The following is a 20,258-nucleotide window of genomic DNA, read 5'->3' as shown; positions in this document are numbered from 1 at the left end:
CATGAGCAAGACCCTGATCCGCGGTGCGAAGGTACTGGGCGGCGAGGCCCAGGACGTCCTGATCGACGGCGAGACCGTCGCCCGGGTGGGTACCGGCCTGCCGGCCGACGGCGCCACCGTCGTCGAGGCCGGGGGGATGATTCTCCTCCCGGGCCTGGTCGACCTCCACACCCACCTGCGCGAACCTGGCCGCGAGGACTCCGAGACGGTCCTCACCGGCACCCGGGCGGCCGCCACCGGTGGCTACACCTCCGTGTTCGCCATGGCCAACACCTTCCCGGTCGCCGACACCGCCGGCGTCGTCGAGCAGGTCTACCGGCTCGGCCAGGAGCACGGCTACTGCGACGTGCAGCCCATCGGCGCCGTCACCGTCGGGCTGGAGGGCAGGAAGCTCGCCGAGCTGGGCGCCATGCACGAGTCCGCGGCCGGCGTCACCGTCTTCTCCGACGACGGCAAGTGCGTCGACGACGCGGTGATCATGCGCCGCGCCCTGGAGTACGTGAAGGCCTTCGGCGGCGTCGTCGCCCAGCACGCCCAGGAGCCCCGCCTCACCGAGGGCGCCCAGATGAACGAGGGCGTGGTCTCCGCCGAGCTGGGCCTCGGCGGCTGGCCGGCCGTCGCGGAGGAGTCGATCATCGCCCGTGACGTGCTGCTCGCCGAGCACGTCGGCTCCCGCGTCCACATCTGCCACCTGTCGACCGCCGGGTCCGTGGAGATCGTGCGCTGGGCCAAGTCGCGCGGCATCGACGTCACCGCCGAGGTCACCCCGCACCACCTCCTCCTGACCGACGAGCTGGTCCGCTCGTACAACCCGGTCTACAAGGTCAACCCGCCGCTGCGCACCGAGCGCGACGTCATGGCGCTGCGCGAGGCGCTGGCCGACGGCACGATCGACATCGTCGCCACCGACCACGCCCCGCACCCGCACGAGGACAAGGACTGCGAGTGGGCAGCCGCCGCCATGGGCATGGTGGGCCTGGAGACCGCGCTGTCCGTCGTCCAGCACACGATGGTCGAGACCGGCCTGCTGGACTGGGCCGGCGTCGCCGACCGCATGTCGTTCGCGCCCGCCCGGATCGGCCGCGCCACCGGCCACGGCCGCCCCGTCTCGGCTGGTGAGCCCGCCAACCTCACCCTGGTCGATCCGGCATACCGTGGAGCCGTGGACCCCGCGGGCTTCGCCTCCCGCAGCCGCAACACGCCCTACGAGGGCCGCGAGCTGCCGGGGCGTGTGACCCACACCTTCCTGCGGGGCCGGGCGACGCTCATGGACGGGAAGCTGGCGTGACACTCATCGAACTGGCCGCGGAGCAGAAATCCGCCGAGGTGACCGACTGGGCCGCCCGGCTCGGCTGGGTCGCCGGCCTGCTGCTCCTCATCGCCCTCGTCTACTGGCTGATGCGCCAGGGGTGGACCTGGCGCGCCAGCCTCCAGTCCGGCCTGCCCGACCTCCCCGCCGCGCCGGACGCGCCCGGTGAGGCGAGACTGACGATGAGCGGCCGCTACCACGGGTCCACCACCGCCGGGCAGTGGCTCGACCGCATCGTCGCCCACGGCCTGGGCAGCCGCAGCCGCGTCGAGCTGACGCTCACCGACCAGGGCCTGGACGTCGTACGCCCCGGGGCGCGCGACTTCTTCGTGCCGGCCGGCCGGCTGCGCGGCGCCCGGCTCGACAAGGGCATCGCGGGCAAGGTCCTCGCCGAGGGCGGCCTGCTGGTCGTCACCTGGGAGCACGGCGACACCCTGATCGACTCCGGCTTCCGCTCCGACCGGGCGGCCGAGCACACCACCTGGGTCAATGCCCTGAACACCATGATCACTACGACGGAAGGCACCGCACGATGACCACCTCCACCAGGGGAACCAAGGTTCCCGCCGTACTCGTCCTGGAGGACGGCCGCACCTTCCGCGGCCGCGCCTACGGGGCCGTGGGGGAGACCTTCGGCGAGGCCGTCTTCTCCACCGGCATGACCGGCTACCAAGAGACCCTGACCGACCCGTCGTACCACCGCCAGGTCGTCGTGATGACCGCGCCGCACGTCGGCAACACCGGGGTCAACGACGAGGACCCCGAGTCCAAGAAGATCTGGGTCTCCGGCTACGTCGTCCGCGACCCCGCGCGCGTCCCGTCCAGCTGGCGCTCCCGCCGCACCCTGGACGACGAGCTGGCCGCCCAGGGCGTCGTCGGCATCAGCGGCATCGACACCCGCGCCCTCACCCGCCACCTGCGCGAGCGCGGCGCCATGCGTGTCGGCATCTTCTCCGGCGAGGCGATCGCGGACGACGCGACCCTGCTGGCCAAGGTCCAGGACGCCCCGCAGATGACGGGCGCCGACCTGGCCGCCGAGGTGGCGACGAAGGAGGCGTACGTCGTCCCCGCCATGGGCGAGAAGAAGTTCACCGTCGCCGCCGTCGACCTCGGCATCAAGGGCATGACCCCGCACCGGATGGCCGAGCGCGGCATCGAGGTGCACGTCCTGCCCGCCACCGCCACCGCCGAGGACGTGTACGCCGTGAACCCCGACGGCGTGTTCTTCTCCAACGGCCCCGGCGACCCCGCCACCGCCGACGGCCCCGTGTCCGTCATGCGGGCCGTCCTGGAGCGCCGGACGCCCCTGTTCGGCATCTGCTTCGGCAACCAGATCCTCGGCCGCGCGCTCGGCTTCGGCACCTACAAGCTCAAGTACGGCCACCGCGGCATCAACCAGCCCGTGCAGGACCGTACGACCGGCAAGGTCGAGGTCACCGCGCACAACCACGGCTTCGCCGTCGACGCCCCCCTCGACACGGTGTCCGACACCCCCTACGGCCGCGCCGAGGTCTCCCACGTCTGCCTCAACGACAACGTGGTGGAGGGCCTCCAGCTGCTCGACCAGCCGGCCTTCAGCGTCCAGTACCACCCCGAGGCGGCCGCCGGCCCGCACGACGCCGCGTACCTCTTCGACCGCTTCGTATCCCTGATGGAGGCCGAGCGTGCCTAAGCGCACCGATATCCAGTCCGTCCTGGTCATCGGCTCCGGCCCGATCGTCATCGGCCAGGCCGCCGAGTTCGACTACTCCGGCACCCAGGCGTGCCGCGTCCTCAAGTCCGAGGGCCTGCGCGTCATCCTGGTGAACTCCAACCCGGCGACGATCATGACCGACCCGGAGATCGCCGACGCCACCTACGTCGAGCCGATCACGCCCGAGTTCGTGGAGAAGATCATCGCCAAGGAGCGCCCCGACGCGCTCCTGCCCACCCTGGGCGGCCAGACCGCCCTCAACACCGCCATCTCCATGCACGAGCAGGGTGTGCTGGAGAAGTACGGCGTGGAGCTGATCGGCGCCAACGTCGAGGCGATCCACAAGGGCGAGGACCGCGACCTGTTCAAGGGGGTCGTGGAGGCCGTCCGCGCCAAGATCGGCCACGGCGAGTCCGCCCGCTCGGTGATCTGCCACTCCATGGACGACGTCCTCAAGGGCGTCGAGACGCTGGGCGGCTACCCCGTCGTCGTCCGCCCCTCCTTCACCATGGGCGGCGCCGGCTCCGGCTTCGCCCACGACGAGGAGGAGCTGCGCCGCATCGCCGGCCAGGGCCTGACCCTGTCCCCCACCACCGAGGTGCTCCTGGAGGAGTCCATCCTCGGCTGGAAGGAGTACGAGCTGGAGCTGATGCGCGACAAGCACGACAACGTCGTTGTCGTCTGCTCCATCGAGAACTTCGACCCGATGGGCGTGCACACCGGTGACTCCATCACCGTCGCCCCGGCGATGACGCTCACCGACCGCGAGTACCAGATCCTCCGCGACGTCGGCATCGCGATCATCCGTGAGGTCGGCGTCGACACCGGCGGCTGCAACATCCAGTTCGCGGTCAACCCCGAGGACGGCCGGGTCATCGTGATCGAGATGAACCCCCGCGTCTCGCGTTCCTCCGCGCTCGCCTCGAAGGCCACCGGCTTCCCGATCGCGAAGATCGCCGCCCGGCTGGCCGTCGGCTACACGCTGGACGAGATCCCCAACGACATCACCGAGAAGACGCCGGCCTCCTTCGAGCCGACCCTCGACTACGTCGTCGTCAAGGCTCCCCGCTTCGCCTTCGAGAAGTTCCCGTCCGCCGACTCCACGCTGACCACGACGATGAAGTCGGTCGGCGAGGCCATGGCCATCGGCCGGAACTTCACCGAGGCCCTCCAGAAGGCCCTGCGGTCCCTGGAGAAGAAGGGCAGCCAGTTCACCTTCACCGGCGAGCCCGGCGACAAGGCGGAGCTGCTGCGCGAGGCCGTGCGCCCCACCGACGGCCGCATCAACACCGTCATGCAGGCCATCCGGGCCGGCGCCACGCCGCAGGAGGTCTTCGACTCCACGAAGATCGACCCCTGGTTCGTCGACCAGCTGTTCCTGATCAAGGAGATCGCCGACGAGCTCGCCGCCGCCGACAAGCTCGGCCCCGAGCTGCTCGCCGACGCCAAGCGCCACGGCTTCTCCGACGCCCAGATCGCCGAGATCCGCGGCCTGCGCGAGGACGTCGTCCGCGAGGTCCGGCACGCCCTCGGCGTCCGCCCGGTCTACAAGACGGTCGACACCTGCGCCGCCGAGTTCGCCGCGAAGACCCCGTACTTCTACTCCTCGTACGACGAGGAGAGCGAGGTCGCGCCGCGCGAGAAGCCCGCGGTGATCATCCTGGGCTCCGGACCGAACCGCATCGGCCAGGGCATCGAGTTCGACTACTCGTGCGTCCACGCCTCCTTCGCCCTGAGCGAGGCCGGCTACGAGACCGTGATGGTCAACTGCAACCCCGAGACCGTCTCGACCGACTACGACACCTCCGACCGCCTGTACTTCGAGCCGCTGACGCTCGAGGACGTACTGGAGATCGTCCACGCCGAGACCCTGGCCGGCCCCGTCGTGGGCGTCGTCGTCCAGCTCGGCGGCCAGACCCCGCTGGGCCTCGCCCAGGCGCTCAAGGACAACGGCGTGCCGGTCGTCGGCACCCCGCCGGAGGCCATCCACGCCGCCGAGGACCGCGGCGCCTTCGGCCAGGTCCTCGCCGAGGCGGGCCTCCCCGCCCCCAAGCACGGCACCGCGACCACCTTCGCCGGCGCCAAGGCCATCGCCGACGAGATCGGCTACCCCGTCCTCGTACGCCCCTCGTACGTCCTCGGCGGGCGCGGCATGGAGATCGTGTACGACGAGGCGCGCCTGGAGGCGTACATCGCCGAGTCCACCGAGATCTCCCCGACCCGCCCGGTCCTGGTCGACCGGTTCCTCGACGACGCCATCGAGATCGACGTCGACGCCCTGTACGACGGCACCGAGCTCTACCTCGGCGGCGTCATGGAGCACATCGAGGAGGCCGGCATCCACTCCGGCGACTCGGCGTGCGCCCTGCCTCCGATCACCCTCGGCGGCTTCGACATCAAGCGGCTGCGCGCCTCCACCGAGGCGATCGCCAAGGGCGTCGGCGTCCGCGGCCTGATCAACATCCAGTTCGCGATGGCCGGGGACATCCTGTACGTCCTGGAGGCCAACCCCCGCGCCTCCCGGACCGTCCCCTTCACCTCCAAGGCGACCGCCGTGCCGCTGGCGAAGGCCGCCGCCCGCATCTCGCTCGGCGCCACCATCGCCGAGCTCCGCGCGGAGGGCCTGCTGCCGCGGAACGGCGACGGCGGCACCCTGCCGCTGGACGCGCCGATCTCCGTCAAGGAGGCCGTGATGCCGTGGTCGCGCTTCCGCGACGTGCACGGCCGCGGCGTGGACACCGTCCTCGGCCCGGAGATGCGCTCCACCGGCGAGGTCATGGGCATCGACGCGGTCTTCGGCACCGCGTACGCCAAGTCGCAGGCCGGGGCCTACGGCCCGCTGCCCACCAAGGGCCGCGCGTTCATCTCGGTCGCCAACCGCGACAAGCGCTCGATGATCTTCCCGGCCCGCGAGCTGGTCGCCCACGGCTTCGAGCTGCTGGCCACCTCCGGCACCGCCGAGGTCCTCAAGCGCAACGGCATCAACGCCACCGTCGTGCGCAAGCAGTCCGAGGGCGAGGGCCCCGGCGGCGAGAAGACCATCGTCCGCCTCATCCACGACGGCGAGGTCGACCTCATCGTCAACACCCCCTACGGCACCGGTGGCCGCCTCGACGGCTACGAGATCCGCACCGCGGCCGTGGCGCGCGGCGTCCCGTGCCTGACGACGGTGCAGGCGCTCGCCGCCGCCGTCCAGGGCATCGACGCGCTGAACCACGGCGGGGTCGGCGTCCGGTCCCTCCAGGAACACGCACAGCACCTGATCGCGGCCCGCGACTGAGGGGAGCCCGGCCCGACGGCCGGACCCCCTCGCAGCCCACGAGGGGGACACCGGAAACGGTGTCCCCCTCCTCATGAGGACACCACCACATGTACAAGCTCTTCTTCCGGCTGTTCTTCACCCGCATGGACCCCGAGCAGGCCCATCACCTGGCCTTCCGCTGGATCCGGCTCGCCGCCCGTGTCCCGGTGCTGCGCACCTTCCTCGCCGCCGCCCTCGCCCCCCGCCACCAGGAGCTGCGCACCGAGGCGTTCGGCCTGCGGATGCACGGCCCGTTCGGCCTCGCCGCTGGCTTCGACAAGAACGCCGTCGCCATCGACGGCATGGCGATGCTCGGCTTCGACCACGTCGAGATCGGCACGGTCACGGGCGAGCCGCAGCCCGGCAACCCCAGGAAGCGGCTCTTCCGCCTCGTACCGGACCGCGCCCTGATCAACCGCATGGGCTTCAACAACGACGGCTCGGCCGCCGTGGCGGCCCGCCTCCACGCGCGTGTGCCGGTGTTCAGGACCGTCGTCGGCGTCAACATCGGCAAGACCAAGGTCGTCCCGGAGGCGGAGGCAGCCGCCGACTACGTGAAGTCGGCCGAGCGGCTCGCCCGCCACGCCGACTACCTGGTCGTCAACGTCTCCTCGCCCAACACCCCGGGGCTGCGCAACCTCCAGGCCACGGAGTCCCTCAGGCCCCTGCTGACGGCCGTCCGCGAGGCCGCCGACCGCACGGTCACCGACCGCCGCGTCCCGCTGCTCGTCAAGATCGCGCCCGACCTGGCCGACGAGGACGTCGACGCGGTCGCCGACCTCGCCGTCGAGCTGGGCCTGGACGGCATCATCGCCACCAACACCACCATCGCCCGCGAGGGACTGAAGTCCCCCGCACACCTCACCGGCGAGACCGGCGGCCTGTCCGGGGCGCCGCTCAAGGAGCGCTCCCTGGAGGTGCTGCGCCGCCTCTACGCGCGCGTGGGCGACCGCATCACCCTGGTCGGCGTCGGCGGCATCGAGAACGCCGAGGACGCCTGGCAGCGCATCCTGGCCGGCGCCACCCTGATCCAGGGCTACAGCGCCTTCGTCTACGAGGGACCCTTCTACGCCCGGGCCATCCACAAGGGCCTCGCGGCCCGGCTGAACGCCTCCCCGTACGCCAGCCTCGCCGAGGCCGTCGGCGCCGACACGCGAAAGGCCGCAGCATGAGCCCCCTCGAACCCTTCGGTGCCCGGCTGAGGCGCACCATGGACTCCCGTGGCCCGCTGTGCGTCGGCATCGACCCGCACGACTCCCTGCTGTCCGCCTGGGGCCTGGGCGACGACGTGCCGGGCCTGGAGCGCTTCACCCGGACGGTCGTCGACGCCCTCGCCGACCGGGTGGCCGTCTTCAAGCCGCAGAGCGCCTTCTTCGAGCGGTTCGGCTCACGCGGCATCGCCGTCCTGGAGCAGGCCGTCGCCGACCTCCGGGACGCGGGCGCCCTGGTCGTCATGGACGCCAAGCGCGGCGACATCGGCTCCACGATGACCGCGTACGCCGAGACGTTCCTCCGCAAGGACTCGCCGCTCTTCGCCGACGCGCTCACCGTCTCCCCGTACCTCGGGTACGGCTCGCTGAAGCCGGCCGTCGACCTGGCGCGCGAGAGCGGCTCCGGCCTGTTCGTCCTCGCCCTGACCTCCAACCCGGAGGGCGCCGAGGTACAGCGCGCCGTCCGCACCGAGGACCCGGCCGGGCGGACCGTCGCGGCGACCATGCTCGCGCACCTGGCCGCCGACAACGCGGGCGAGACCCCGCTCGGGTCCTTCGGCGCGGTCGTGGGCGCCACCCTCGGCGACCTCTCCTCCTTCGACCTGGACATCAACGGCCCGTTGCTCGCGCCGGGCATCGGCGCCCAGGGCGCGACCCCGGCCGACCTGCCGGCCGTCTTCGGCGAGGCCGTGCGCAACGTCGTGCCCAGCGTCAGCCGGGGCGTGCTGCGCCACGGTCCCGACGCGGCGGCGCTGCGCGCGGCGGCCCAGCGGTACGCGGACGAGGTGCGGGCGGCGACCGGCGCCTGACAGCCGCTCGTCGGCACCGCCGCGAGAGCCCACGGTCACCCTCGGGTGACCGTGGGTTTCCACGTTCCGGACGTGACGTGGATCACGTTGGGCCGTCCCGTGCTTACCGTTGCCGGAATCTGCGCACAAAACCGGGTCGTTATATCCCGAATGTCTGGGTAGATCGATGCTGACCAGGACTTTTCCTTCGTTCTCGCTGACTCTGGCGGCCTTGGCCGCTAGTCTCCGTCGCAGAGCCAACGTGCACTGCGTTGCTCGTTGCTCCCCTGGTGTGGGCCGACTAGGTTCCTCACCGGTCCGTATCCGACAGTTCGACATCCGAGGTGACGTAGGCGTGGCTCTTCCGCCCCTTACCCCTGAACAGCGCGCAGCCGCGCTCGAAAAGGCCGCCGCGGCTCGCCGGGAGCGGGCCGAGGTCAAGAATCGACTCAAGCACTCCGGCGCCTCGCTCCAGGAGGTCATCAAGCAGGGCCAGGAGAACGAGGTCATCGGCAAGATGAAGGTCTCGGCCCTCCTGGAGTCCCTGCCGGGCGTGGGCAAGGTCCGCGCCAAGCAGATCATGGAGCGGCTCGGGATCTCCGAGAGCCGTCGTGTCCGGGGTCTCGGCTCCAACCAGATCGCCTCCCTGGAGCGCGAGTTCGGCAGCACCGGGGCCTGACGTCCGGGGCACTGGAGTAAACCTGGAATAATCGCCCCATGGCCGCAACATCCCGGGGGACCGCCCCCGAGCCCCCGGACGTACGTCCGCGACTGACCGTGCTCTCCGGCCCCTCCGGGGTCGGCAAGAGCACGGTCGTCGCTCATATGCGCAAGGTCCACCCCGAGGTCTGGCTGTCGGTGTCCGCCACGACCCGCAAGCCGCGACCCGGCGAGCGGGACGGCGTGCAGTACCACTTCGTCGCCGACGACGAGTTCGACAAGCTGGTCGCCAACGGCGAACTGCTGGAGTGGGCCGAGTTCGCCGGCAATCGCTACGGCACGCCGCGCCGCGCGGTGCTGGAGCGGCTCGAAGCGGGTGAGCCCGTGCTGCTGGAGATCGACCTCCAGGGCGCGCGGCTGGTCCGCGAGTCGATGCCGGAGGCCCAGCTGGTCTTCCTGGCCCCGCCGAGCTGGGACGAGCTGGTCCGCCGGCTGACCGGCCGGGGTACCGAGCCGCCGGAGGTCATCGAGCGACGCCTGGAGGCGGCCAAGATCGAGCTCGCGGCGGAGTCCGAGTTCGACACCACCCTGGTCAACACCTCCGTCGAGGACGTGGCCCGTGAGCTGCTAGCCTTGATGCAAGTTGTTTGATCTTTGTCCCATTTTCCAGAAGTTTTTCGGAAGGTAGAGCGTGTCCTCTTCCATCACCGCGCCCGAGGGCATCATCAACCCGCCGATCGATGAGCTGCTCGAGGCCACTGACTCGAAGTACAGCCTCGTGATCTACGCGGCCAAGCGTGCGCGTCAGATCAACGCGTACTACTCGCAGCTCGGTGAGGGCCTGCTGGAGTACGTCGGTCCGCTGGTGGACACCCACGTCCACGAGAAGCCGCTCTCGATCGCCCTGCGTGAGATCAACGCGGGTCTGCTGACCTCCGAGGCCATCGAGGGCCCGGCCCAGTAGGCGCCCCCTGCACGAATCACCACAGGCCCGGTGGACACTCCGCCGGGCCTGTGGTGTGTCATGGAGGCGGACGACTCGTACGACTCGTCCGAATCACGGAGCCGGGAGGCGTGGAGTGGACAAGCCGAAGGTCGTCCTCGGAGTCAGCGGCGGCATCGCCGCCTACAAGGCCTGCGAGCTGCTGCGGCGGCTCACCGAGTCCGGCCATGACGTACGGGTCGTGCCGACGGCCTCGGCCCTGAACTTCGTCGGCGCCGCCACCTGGTCCGCCCTGTCCGGCCACCCCGTCTCGACCGAGGTCTGGTCGGACGTCCACGAGGTGCCGCACGTCCGCATCGGGCAGCACGCCGACCTCGTGGTCGTGGCGCCGGCGACCGCCGACATGCTGGCGAAGGCCGCGCACGGCCTGGCGGACGACCTGCTGACCAACACGCTCCTCACCGCCCGGTGTCCGGTGGTCTTCGCGCCCGCCATGCACACCGAGATGTGGGAGCACCCGGCCACCCAGGAGAACGTCGCCACCCTGCGGCGCCGCGGCGCCGTCGTCATCGAGCCGGCCGTGGGCCGCCTCACCGGCGTCGACACCGGCAAGGGCCGGCTGCCCGACCCGGACCAGATCTTCGAGATCTGCCGCAGGGTGCTCGCCCGCGGCGCCGGCGCCCGGCCCGACCTCGCGGGCCGCCATGTCGTGGTGAGCGCCGGGGGCACCCGGGAGCCGCTGGATCCGGTGCGCTACCTGGGGAACCGGTCCTCCGGCAAGCAGGGGTACGCCCTGGCCCGTACCGCCGCCGCCCGGGGCGCCCGGGTGACGCTGATCGAGGCCAACACCGGTCTGCCCGACCCGGCGGGCGTCGACGTCGTCCGGGTGGGCACCGCCGTGCAGCTGCGCGAGGCGGTGCTCAAGGCCGCGGCCGACGCGGACGCCGTGGTGATGGCCGCCGCCGTCGCGGACTTCCGCCCGGCAGCGTACGCCGAGGGCAAGATCAAAAAGAAGGACGGGCAGGAACCGGCCCCCGTCGCGCTGGTGCGCAACCCCGACATCCTGGCCGAGATCTCGGCGGAGCGGGCGCGTCCGGACCAGGTGGTCGTCGGTTTCGCCGCCGAGACGGACGACGTCCTGGCCAACGGCCGGGACAAGCTCCGCCGCAAGGGCTGCGACCTGCTCGTGGTGAACGAGGTGGGGGAGCGCAAGACCTTCGGCTCCGAGGAGAACGAGGCCGTGGTGCTGTCCGCGGACGGCGCGGAGACGCCCGTACCGTACGGGCCCAAGGAGGCCCTGGCGGAAACCGTCTGGGACCTCGTCGCCCCGCGGCTCGCCGCCACGGCCGATGGCGACTCGGACAAAACTGTATAAATTTCTGAATTCGCCCCATTGGGCGGAGCAAACCGCAGGAAAACCGGCGTTCCGGCCCGTGGCGCGCGTCGATCCTCCGCGCGCAGGTACGGCAGATGTGGCCGATCACGCTCCCAGCGTGCGAGACACCTGGTCCAACGGCCGAGAGCGCCCGATAAACTGTCCTCGGAACGACGCGGGGCGCAGCCCCCTGCCGGTCCGCAAATGATCAGCCAGCAGCCGCTGCAAACCCAGGGAGCGTTGTGTCCCGTCGTCTCTTCACCTCGGAGTCCGTGACCGAGGGTCACCCCGACAAGATCGCTGACCAGATCAGCGACACGATTCTCGATGCGCTGCTGCGGGAGGACCCGACCTCCCGCGTCGCCGTGGAAACGCTGATCACCACCGGCCTGGTGCATGTGGCCGGCGAGGTGACGACCAAGGCGTACGCCGACATCCCCACGCTGGTGCGCAACAAGATCCTGGAGATCGGTTACGACTCCTCGAAGAAGGGCTTCGACGGCGCGTCCTGCGGCGTCTCGGTCTCGATCGGCGCCCAGTCGCCGGACATCGCGCAGGGCGTCGACACCGCCTACGAGAAGCGCGTCGAGGGCGACGAGGACGAGCTCGACAAGCAGGGCGCCGGCGACCAGGGCCTGATGTTCGGCTACGCGTCGGACGAGACGCCCGAGCTGATGCCGCTGCCCATCCACCTCGCCCACCGGCTGTCCAAGCGCCTGACCGAGGTGCGCAAGAACGGCACCATTCCCTACCTGCGGCCCGACGGCAAGACGCAGGTCACCATCGAGTACGACGGTGACAAGGCCGTCCGCCTCGACACGGTCGTCGTCTCCTCGCAGCACGCCTCGGACATCGACCTGGAGTCGCTGCTCGCGCCCGACATCCGCGAGTTCGTCGTCGAGCACGTCCTCAAGCAGCTCCTGGACGACGGCATCAAGCTGGACACCGAGGGCTACCGCCTGCTGGTCAACCCCACCGGCCGCTTCGAGATCGGCGGCCCCATGGGCGACGCCGGCCTGACCGGCCGCAAGATCATCATCGACACGTACGGCGGCATGGCCCGCCACGGCGGCGGCGCCTTCTCCGGCAAGGACCCGTCCAAGGTGGACCGCTCGGCCGCCTACGCCATGCGCTGGGTGGCCAAGAACGTCGTCGCGGCCGGGCTCGCCTCGCGCTGCGAGGTCCAGGTCGCGTACGCGATCGGCAAGGCCGAGCCGGTCGGCCTGTTCGTGGAGACCTTCGGCACCGCCAAGGTCGACGTCGAGCGGATCGAGAACGCGATCGGCGACGTCTTCGACCTCCGCCCGGCCGCGATCATCCGCGATCTCGACCTGCTGCGCCCCATCTACGCGCAGACCGCGGCGTACGGCCACTTCGGCCGCGAGCTTCCCGACTTCACCTGGGAGCGCACCGACCGCGTGGACGCCCTGCGCAAGGCGGCCGGGCTGTAGTCCTTCGACGGCCCCGCGACCGACCGGAAGTCCGGCATCCCCGACCGGGGTGCCGGACTCCGGCGTTTCCCCCGCCGAGCGGCCGGGCGGCCGGAGTGCCGGACGGCTGCCGGACCGTCGGACCGCCCGCCGGACCGCCGGACCGCCGGTGCTGTCAGTGCGCTCTGGTAGGAATGTGGCTGTGAGCAGCGGCGACGACGGGAAGCGGGAAGGCGGGGGCCGGGGGGCCGAGCCGCCCGAGCAGCTCGCGCTCATACGGGAGACGGTGCGCGCGGCGAAGGTGCCCCGCGCCAAGCCGCGCACCTGGCGGGGGGCCGCGCTGGCCAAGGAGCTGCCCGTCGCCCGGGTCGTCGTGAACAAGGGCGTGCTGCACCTGGACCAGTTCTTCGACTACGCCGTCCCCGAGGAGCTCGACGCCGTCGCACAGCCCGGAGTGCGGGTGCGGGTGCGCTTCGGCGCGGGCGCCCATCAGGTGCGGGACGGCCGCCGTGAGGGCGGCCGGCTCATGGACGGTTTCCTCGTCGAGCGCCGGGCCGCGTCGGACTACGCGGGCCCCCTGGCCGCCCTCGCCGGCGTGGTGTCGCCGGAGCCGGTGCTCGACGCCGAGCTGCTCGGACTGGCGCGGGCGGTGGCCGACCGGTACGCCGGGAGCCTCGCGGACGTGCTGCAACTGGCGGTCCCGCCGCGCAGCGCACGCGCCGAGAAACGGCCGTCGCCTCAGCCGCTGCCGCCGCCCGCCGCGCCGGAGCCCGCCACCTGGGAGCGGTACGCGCGGGGGCCGGCGTTCCTGGCGGCGCTCGCGGACGGCCGCTCGCCCCGGGCCGTGTGGAACGCGCTGCCCGGGCCGCACTGGGCGGACGAGCTGGCCAGAGCGGTCGGGGCGACCCTCGCGTCGGGGCGCGGCGCCCTCGTCGTGGTGCCCGACGGGCGGTCGGCCGGCCGGGTGGACGCGGCGCTGACCGCCGTCCTGGGGGAGGGGCGGCACGCGGTGCTGACCGCCGAGGCGGGGCCCGAGAAGCGGTACGCGCAGTGGCTCGCGGTGCGGCGCGGGGCGGTCCGCGCGGTCGTGGGGACACGCGCGGCGATGTTCGCCCCGGTACGGGACCTCGGCCTGGTCGCCATCTGGGACGACGGGGACTCCAGCCACAGCGAGCAGCACGCGCCGCTGCCGCACGCGCGCGAGGTGCTGCTGCTGCGCGCCGCGCACGACGGGTGCGGCTTCCTGCTGGGCGGCACGAGTTGCACCGTCGAGGCGGCGCAGCTCGTCGAGAGCGGCTGGGCACGGCCCCTGGTGGCCCCCCGGGACCAGGTTCGCGCCGCCGCGCCGCTGGTGCGGACGGTGGGCGACGGGGAGCTGGCGCGCGACGAGGCGGCGCGGGCGGCCCGGCTGCCGTCGCTGGCCTGGCGGGCGGCGCGGGAGGGCCTCAAGTCCGGGCCGGTCCTGGTGCAGGTGCCCCGGCGCGGGTACGTCCCCCGGCTGGCGTGCGAGCGGTGCCGGACGCCCGCCAGGTGCCGGCACTGCGCGGGCCCCCTGGAGGCGCCCGAGCAGCGGGAACTGCGGTGCGGCTGGTGCGGGAGGGGCGAGGCGGACTGGCACTGCGCGGAATGCGGGTCCGTCCGCCTGCGGGCCCAGGTGGTGGGCGCCCGGCGCACCGCGGAGGAGCTGGGGCGGGCGTTCCCGGCTGTGCCGGTGCGGACCTCCGGGCGGGACCACGTCCTGGACACCGTGCCCGCCCGGCCCGCGTTGGTGGTCAGCACCCCGGGCGCCGAGCCGGTCGCCGAGGGCGGGTACGCGGCGGCCCTGCTGCTGGACGGCTGGGCCATGCTGGGCCGCGCCGACCTGCGGGCCGGCGAGGAGGCGCTGCGGCGCTGGATGGACGCCGCCTCGCTGGTGCGGGGCCAGGACGAGGGCGGCACCGTCGTGATCGTGGCCGAGCCGACGCTGCGGCCCGTGCAGGCGCTGGTGCGGTGGGACCCGGTCGGCCACGCCCAGCGGGAGCTGGCCGAGCGGGCGGAGCTCGGTTTCCCGCCGGTCTCCCGGATGGCCGCCGTGACCGGCCGGGCCGAGGCGGTGGCGGCGTTCCTCGGCACCGCCGAGCTGCCCGCCGAGGCGGAGGTGCTGGGCCCCGTGCCGCTGCCGCCCCCGCCGCCGGGCGCGCCGCGCAGGCCGGGTGACCCGCCGCCGGGCGAGTTCTGGGAACGGGCACTGCTGCGGGTCCCGCCGGGCAGCGGGGCGGCGCTGGCGGCCGCGCTGAAGGCGGCGCAGGCGGCGCGGCTGGCCCGGGGCGGCGCCGATCCGGTGCGGATCCGGGTGGACCCGCCGGACATCGGATGACGCCCCCGGCGGCCCGGCCCCGGGGGTGGGGCCGGACGGCCGGGGTGGGGGTCAGCCGTTGCGCGGGCCGGGGAAGGCGCTCGGGCGGACCTCTTCGCGGAGGGTCTGGGAGCCGGACGTCGGCTGGGGCGGCATCGAGCGGGCGGCCGGCACCGAGGGCACCGTGCGCGTACCGCCCGGCTCGGCGGTCTGCTCCTCCGCCGGCCCCGGCTGCGGCGCCGTCGCCCGCCGGGCACCGTACCGGCGGTGGACCGCCTGCTTGGTGACGCCGAGCGCCGAGCCCACCGCGTCCCACGAGAAGCCCAGCGAGCGGTCGAAGTCCACCGCCGCGGTCACCAGCGTCTCGACGCTGTCCCGCAGTTCCTGGGCGAGCCGCACGGTGGGGGCCGGGGCCCTGCCGTAGACGACGAAGCCCGTGGACGGGCCGGATCGCCGCGGGCGGTACACATTGCCGAGCTGGGCGGTGAGCGTGCGCAGTGCGTCCACCTGCCGGCGGACCCGCTCGATGTCCCGCACCAGCAGGTGCAGGCTCGCCCGGGCTTGGGCGTCGTGGGTTGCGTGGTCGGCCATTGACAAGCCTCTCGAACCGGCGTTGAAAAGGGGTGGGCCGCTCCGTGGCGGTGGCCCGTTAAGGTCAATCTGCCTTGACCAACGCGCCACGGGTGGTCGGGGTCACGCTGCGGGGGCGTATCCGCATATGCCCAGGGCGCGCAAGGCGACGTACGCCCCCCGCCGGGCCGGTGCCTAAACTGGTGCGTTGCCCACCACCGCCCCCGGACAGACAGGCAGTCAGCCACTGATGAAGCTCGTCTTCGCAGGCACCCCCGAGGTCGCCGTACCCGCCCTGGACGCCCTGATCGCCTCGGACCGGCACGAGGTGGCCGCCGTCGTCACCCGGCCCGACGCCCCCGCCGGGCGCGGCCGCCGGCTCGTCGCCAGCCCCGTCGCCCGGCGCGCCGAGGAGGCGGGGATCGAGGTCCTCAAGCCGGCGAAGCCCCGCGACGAGGACTTCCTGGCGCGGCTGCGGGAGATCGCGCCCGACTGCTGCCCGGTCGTGGCGTACGGAGCCCTGCTGCCGCGCGTGGCGCTCGACGTACCCGCGCACGGCTGGGTCAACCTGCACTTCTCCCTGCTGCCCGCCTGGCGCGGCGCCGCTCCCGTGCAGCACGCGATCATGGCCGGTGACGAGGTGACCGGTGCCTCGACCTTCCGGATCGAGGAGGGACTGGACTCCGGCCCGGTGTACGGCGTGGTCACCGAGGAGGTCCGGCCGACCGACACCAGCGGCGACCTGCTCACCCGGCTCGCCTTCGCGGGTGCCGGGCTGCTCGCCGCGACGATGGACGGCATCGAGGACGGCACCCTCGAAGCGGTACCGCAGCCCGCCGAGGGCATCACCCTCGCCCCCAAGCTCACCGTCGAGGACGCGCACCTCGACTGGACCGCCCCCGCGCTGCGCGTCGACCGGGTCGTCCGCGGCTGCACCCCCGCGCCCGGCGCCTGGACCGTGTTCCGCGGCGAGCGGCTCAAGGTCGTGCAGGCCGTCCCCGTCCCCGACTGCACCGACCTGGCGCCCGGCGAGCTGTCGGCCGCCAAGAACAACGTGTACGCCGGGACCGGTTCGCACGCCGTCGAGCTGCTGTGGGTCCAGCCGCAGGGCAAGAAACCGATGCGCGGCGCCGACTGGGCGCGGGGCGTGCGCATCGCCCCGGGGGAGAGGGCCGGGGCCGGCGCGTAGCACCCGGCGTACCCGGGTGGTGGTGGACGACGGGCGGGCGGGGCCGACGTAGGCTGAAAGGGTTCGAGCCTCACCGAAAGCGGAGCACCTTTTGAGCGAGCAGTCCCGTCGCCGTCCCCCCAAGCCGTACCGCCGCCCCAAGAAGGACCCGGTGCGGATCCTGGCCTTCGAGGCGCTGCGCGCCGTCGACGAGCGAGACGCGTACGCCAACCTCGTCCTGCCGCCACTGCTGAAGAAGGCGCGCGAGAAGGAGGGGTTCGACGGCCGCGACGCGGCGCTCGCCACCGAGCTGGTGTACGGCACGCTGCGCCGCCAGGGCACGTACGACGCGATCATCGCGGCGTGCATCGACCGTCCGCTGCGCGAGGTCGACCCGCCGGTGCTGGACGTGCTCGCGCTCGGCGCCCACCAGCTGCTCGGGACCCGGATCCCCACGCACGCGGCGGTCTCGGCGAGCGTGGAACTGGCCCGGGTCGTACTCGGCGACGGGCGGGCCAAGTTCGTCAACGCGGTGCTCCGCAAGATCGCGCGGCAGGACCTCGACGCCTGGCTGGAGCAGGTCGCCCCGCCGTACGACGAGGACGCCGAGGACCACCTGGCGGTCGTGCACTCGCACCCGCGCTGGGTCGTCTCCGCGCTGTGGGACGCGCTCGGCGGCGGGCGCGCCGGGATCGAGGACCTGCTGGAGGCCGACAACGAGCGGCCCGAGGTCACGCTGGTGGCCCGCCCCGGCCGGTCCACCACGGGCGAGCTGCTGGACGTGCTGGGCGACGAGGCCGGCCTGCCGGGCCGCTGGTCCCCGTACGCCGTACGGCTCACCGAGGGCGGCGAGCCCGGCGCGATCGACGCCGTCCGCGAGGGCCGGGCGGGCGTCCAGGACGAGGGCAGCCAGCTCGTGGCGATCGCCCTCGCGAACGCCCCGCTCGACGGCCCCGACCGGCGCTGGCTCGACGGCTGCGCGGGCCCCGGCGGCAAGGCGGCGCTGCTGGGCGCCCTGGCCGCCGGACGCGGTGCCACCCTGCTGGCCTCGGAGAAGCAGCCGCACCGCGCCCGGCTCGTCGACCGGGCGCTGACCGGCAACCCCGGCCCGTACCAGGTCATCGCCGCGGACGGCACCCGCCCTCCGTGGCGTCCCGGCTCCTTCGACCGGGCGCTGGTCGACGTCCCGTGCTCCGGCCTCGGGGCGCTGCGCCGGCGCCCCGAGGCCCGCTGGCGCCGCCGCCCCGAGGACCTGGAGAGCTTCGGGCCGCTGCAGCGCGGTCTGCTCACCGAGGCCTTGAAGTCCGTCCGGGTCGGTGGAGTGGTCGGGTACGCGACCTGCTCACCGCATCTGGCGGAGACCCGCGTGGTCGTGGACGACGTCCTCAAGCGGCACGGCGGCGCCGAGCTGATCGACGCCAGGCCCCTGATGTCCGGCGTCCCCGCGCTCGGCGACGGGCCCGACGTACAGCTGTGGCCGCATCTGCACGGGACCGACGCGATGTACCTGGCGCTGCTGCGGCGCACCGCGTGAGGACGCTGATTCGCCGGGAATGCGGCAAGTGTGCCGTGCCCGGTGAAGACCGCACCGGCATCGGGTAAAAGAAACCCCATGGGACGTGGCAGGCTTGGCACATGGCCCAGATCAACCCCAGCATCCTGTCCGCCGATTTCGCCCGCCTCGCCGAGGAGGCGAAGGCCGTCGACGGCGCCGACTGGCTGCACGTCGACGTCATGGACAACCACTTCGTGCCCAACCTCACCCTGGGCGTGCCCGTCGTGGAGTCGCTCAGCCGGGCGTCGGACACCCCGCTGGACTGCCACCTGATGATCGAGGACCCCGACCGCTGGGCCCCGCAGTACGTGGAGGCGGGGGCCGGGTCGGTGACCTTCCACGTCGAGGCGGCGGCGGCTCCGGTGCGGCTGGCGCGCGAGATCAGGGCCAAGGGGGCCAGGGCGTCGATGGCGCTCAAGCCCGCGACCCCCATCGAGCCGTTCGAGGACCTGCTCCCCGAGCTCGACATGCTGCTGATCATGACCGTGGAGCCGGGTTTCGGCGGCCAGGCGTTCCTCGACATCATGCTGCCGAAGATCCGCCGCACCCGGGAGCTGATCTCCAAGCACGGCCTCCAGCTGTGGCTCCAGGTCGACGGCGGCGTCTCGGCCTCCACCATCGAGCGCTGCGCGGAGGCCGGTGCCGACGTCTTCGTCGCCGGTTCCGCCGTGTACGGAGCGGAGGACCCGGCCGCCGCGGTGCGGGCCCTGCGCGATCAGGCCACCGCGGCGACCGCCACGGCCGCCTGGGCGTGCGGCCACTGAGCCACGGGTGGACCACGGGCAGATGAACGCAGCCCAACAGGACCGAACACGGACCGCCGCATCTGCAAGGATGGCGATCCGACGTGTGAACAGCAGTGAGGAGAGCGCGGTGTCTGCTATGTCGGCGGGACGGCCAGCCCTGCGGATGGGACCCGCGGAGCTCGTGCAGGCGGCGGCCATGGCCCGTCGCTTCTATCTGGAGGGCAAGTCCAAGATCCAGATCGCGGAGGAGTTCGGCGTCAGCCGGTTCAAGGTCGCCAGGGTTCTGGAAACCGCTCTCGAGCGTGACCTGGTGCGCATCGAGATCCGGGTGCCGGCCGAGCTCGACGCCGAGCGCTCCGACGCGCTCCGTGCCCGGTACGGGCTGCGTCACGCCGTGGTCGTCGAGTCCCCGCCGGAGGGCGAGGACGCCTCGCCGGACCCCGAGAACCTGGGCGAGGTCGCGGCCGACCTGCTCGGCGAGCTCGTGGCGGAGGGCGACGTCCTGGGCCTCGCGTGGGGCCGCTCCACCATTCACATGGCTGCCGCCCTCGACCGGCTGCCGCCCTGCACGGTCGTCCAGCTGACGGGCGTGTACGACGCGGGCACCGCCGAGCGCGGCTCGGTCGAGGCGGTACGCCGCGCCGCCCAGGTCTCCGGCGGTGAGGCGCACCCCATCTACGCGCCCATGCTGCTGCCCGACCCGGCGACCGCGGCGGCGCTGCGCAACCAGACCGGCATCGCCCGTGCCTTCGAGTACTTCGACAAGGTCACCGTCGCGGCCGTGTCCATCGGCTCCTGGGAGCCCGGCATCTCCACGGTGCACGACATGCTCACGGACGAGGAGCGGGCACACTACGCCTCGCTGGGCGTCGCGGCCGAGATGTCGGCCCACCTGTTCGACTCGTCCGGGCGCCGGGTCGGGCGCGACCTGGGGGAGCGGTGCATCACCGTCGAGGCCGACCGGCTGCGGCGCATCCCGGAGGTCGTGGCCATCGCGGGCGGCCGGCGCAAGGCGGCGGCGATCGGCGCGGTCCTGCGGTCCGGGCTGGTCACCAGCCTGGTCACCGACACCATGGCGGCGGACTACCTCCTGACGGAGTTCACCCCCGGTCCCCGCCCGGCCCTGGACCGCACGGACCCGGACGACTAGGGAGTGCCCGGAAAGTGTCGGCGT

The 20,258-nt window shown here is 72.8% G+C and carries 17 protein-coding genes; 16 read left to right on the top strand and 1 reads right to left on the bottom strand.

Annotated elements, in window-relative coordinates; genetic code table 11:
* The first annotated feature begins 1 nt into the window (after position 1).
* The 12 genes from AC07DW_RS16125 to AC07DW_RS16070 all read left to right on the top strand — a co-directional run bounded on the left by AC07DW_RS16125 (position 2) and on the right by AC07DW_RS16070 (position 15,066).
* A complete protein-coding gene (locus AC07DW_RS16125) occupies positions 2–1,288 on the top strand; it encodes a dihydroorotase (RefSeq protein ID WP_478858278.1) in 1,287 nt (428 codons plus the stop codon).
* A complete protein-coding gene (locus AC07DW_RS16120; RefSeq protein WP_478858277.1) occupies positions 1,285–1,845 on the top strand; it encodes a PH-like domain-containing protein in 561 nt (186 codons plus the stop codon). The genes AC07DW_RS16125 and AC07DW_RS16120 overlap by 4 nt, the downstream gene beginning before the upstream one ends.
* Complete coding sequence (carA, locus tag AC07DW_RS16115) at positions 1,842–2,981, top strand: glutamine-hydrolyzing carbamoyl-phosphate synthase small subunit (protein ID WP_478858276.1); 1,140 nt, start codon at positions 1,842–1,844, stop codon at positions 2,979–2,981. Before AC07DW_RS16120 ends, carA begins: the two co-directional genes overlap by 4 nt.
* Positions 2,974–6,282 (top strand): carbamoyl-phosphate synthase large subunit, encoded by a 3,309-nt coding sequence (carB, locus tag AC07DW_RS16110; protein WP_478858275.1) that lies wholly within the window; start codon positions 2,974–2,976, stop codon positions 6,280–6,282. Before carA ends, carB begins: the two co-directional genes overlap by 8 nt.
* 89 nt (positions 6,283–6,371) lie before the next feature.
* On the top strand, positions 6,372–7,475 hold the full coding sequence (locus AC07DW_RS16105) for a quinone-dependent dihydroorotate dehydrogenase (RefSeq protein WP_478858274.1): 1,104 nt from the start codon (positions 6,372–6,374) through the stop codon (positions 7,473–7,475).
* Positions 7,472–8,323 (top strand): orotidine-5'-phosphate decarboxylase, encoded by an 852-nt coding sequence (pyrF, locus tag AC07DW_RS16100; RefSeq protein WP_478858273.1) that lies wholly within the window; start codon positions 7,472–7,474, stop codon positions 8,321–8,323. The genes AC07DW_RS16105 and pyrF overlap by 4 nt, the downstream gene beginning before the upstream one ends.
* A gap of 334 nt (positions 8,324–8,657) precedes the next feature.
* Positions 8,658–8,981, top strand: a complete 324-nt coding sequence (locus tag AC07DW_RS16095; protein WP_064068014.1) for an integration host factor — start codon at positions 8,658–8,660, stop codon at positions 8,979–8,981.
* Positions 8,982–9,019: 38 nt separating this feature from the next.
* Positions 9,020–9,613 carry a guanylate kinase gene (gene gmk, locus AC07DW_RS16090; RefSeq protein ID WP_478858272.1) on the top strand — a complete coding sequence of 198 codons (594 nt, stop codon included), beginning with the start codon at positions 9,020–9,022 and terminating at the stop codon, positions 9,611–9,613.
* A 40-nt stretch (positions 9,614–9,653) separates the two neighbouring features.
* A complete protein-coding gene (gene rpoZ, locus AC07DW_RS16085) occupies positions 9,654–9,926 on the top strand; it encodes a DNA-directed RNA polymerase subunit omega (protein ID WP_005319902.1) in 273 nt (90 codons plus the stop codon).
* A gap of 115 nt (positions 9,927–10,041) precedes the next feature.
* Positions 10,042–11,280: a bifunctional phosphopantothenoylcysteine decarboxylase/phosphopantothenate--cysteine ligase CoaBC gene (gene coaBC / locus AC07DW_RS16080; RefSeq protein ID WP_478858271.1), complete on the top strand. Its 1,239-nt coding sequence runs from the start codon at positions 10,042–10,044 to the stop codon at positions 11,278–11,280.
* A gap of 242 nt (positions 11,281–11,522) precedes the next feature.
* Positions 11,523–12,731 (top strand): methionine adenosyltransferase, encoded by a 1,209-nt coding sequence (gene metK / locus AC07DW_RS16075; RefSeq protein WP_478858270.1) that lies wholly within the window; start codon positions 11,523–11,525, stop codon positions 12,729–12,731.
* Positions 12,732–12,912: 181 nt separating this feature from the next.
* Complete coding sequence (locus AC07DW_RS16070; RefSeq protein WP_478858269.1) at positions 12,913–15,066, top strand: primosomal protein N'; 2,154 nt, start codon at positions 12,913–12,915, stop codon at positions 15,064–15,066.
* Between the two features lie 51 nt (positions 15,067–15,117).
* On the opposite strand, the gene AC07DW_RS16065 is transcribed toward AC07DW_RS16070, so the two are convergent.
* On the bottom strand, positions 15,118–15,636 hold the full coding sequence (locus AC07DW_RS16065) for a hypothetical protein (protein WP_478858268.1): 519 nt from the start codon (positions 15,634–15,636) through the stop codon (positions 15,118–15,120).
* Positions 15,637–15,865: 229 nt separating this feature from the next.
* Between AC07DW_RS16065 and fmt the strand changes: the two genes are divergently transcribed.
* From fmt to AC07DW_RS16045, 4 genes are all read left to right on the top strand, one after another.
* Positions 15,866–16,804 (top strand): methionyl-tRNA formyltransferase, encoded by a 939-nt coding sequence (gene fmt / locus AC07DW_RS16060; RefSeq protein ID WP_478858336.1) that lies wholly within the window; start codon positions 15,866–15,868, stop codon positions 16,802–16,804.
* Between the two features lie 91 nt (positions 16,805–16,895).
* Entirely contained in the window at positions 16,896–18,317 is a 1,422-nt protein-coding gene (locus AC07DW_RS16055) for an RsmB/NOP family class I SAM-dependent RNA methyltransferase (RefSeq protein WP_478858267.1), read from the top strand.
* 101 nt (positions 18,318–18,418) lie between these two features.
* Positions 18,419–19,102, top strand: a complete 684-nt coding sequence (gene rpe, locus AC07DW_RS16050; protein ID WP_478858266.1) for a ribulose-phosphate 3-epimerase — start codon at positions 18,419–18,421, stop codon at positions 19,100–19,102.
* A gap of 85 nt (positions 19,103–19,187) precedes the next feature.
* The gene (locus AC07DW_RS16045) at positions 19,188–20,234 is read left to right on the top strand and encodes a sugar-binding transcriptional regulator (protein ID WP_478858265.1); all 1,047 of its coding nucleotides are present in this window, start codon (positions 19,188–19,190) and stop codon (positions 20,232–20,234) included.
* Positions 20,235–20,258 lie beyond the last annotated feature (24 nt).

This window comes from Streptomyces sp. NPDC045701 (genome assembly GCF_056432045.1).
Note: the sequence above shows the minus strand (reverse complement) of the source record. Positions and strands in the feature narration are given on the sequence as shown.